Annotated in this window: 1 protein-coding gene; it reads left to right on the top strand. The window is 62.2% G+C overall.

Features of this window, described 5'->3' with window-relative positions; translation table 11 throughout:
- Window positions 1-444 (top strand): class I tRNA ligase family protein (locus tag CKO33_RS13190; RefSeq protein WP_338081791.1); only part of this gene is annotated, 444 nt, incomplete at both ends.

The following is a 444-nucleotide window of genomic DNA, read 5'->3' as shown; positions in this document are numbered from 1 at the left end:
CATATGGCATTGACGTCATCCCGGTCATCGACACTGGCGAGGCTGATCCTCGCGAGTCTGGGGTCGCTACGACGGGTGATGGCGCTTACCAAAACTCCGGATTCCTCGATGGCATCGCCACTAAGACTGAGGCCATCGCGACAATGTGTGAGTTCCTTGGCAAGAAGGGGATCGGTGAGCCGACAATCACCTATCGGCTGCGCGACTGGCTGCTAAGCCGTCAGCGTTTCTGGGGATGCCCCATCCCGATCATCCATTGTGAGTCCTGCGGCGACGTCCCGGTCCGTGACGATCAGCTGCCAGTCAAGCTGCCCGATCTCCGCGGCGCCGAGCTTGCCCCTAAGGGTACGTCACCGCTGGCTGGTGAAGAGGCCAGCGAATGGCGTTCGGTGGCCTGCCCGTCGTGTGGGGGAGCTGCCCAGCGTGACACCGACACCATGGACA

Source organism: Ectothiorhodospira mobilis, from assembly GCF_016584115.1.
In the GTDB taxonomy this organism is placed as follows: Bacteria; Pseudomonadota; Gammaproteobacteria; order Ectothiorhodospirales; family Ectothiorhodospiraceae; genus Ectothiorhodospira; species Ectothiorhodospira mobilis.
This window is presented reverse-complemented; position numbering and strand designations above follow the sequence as displayed.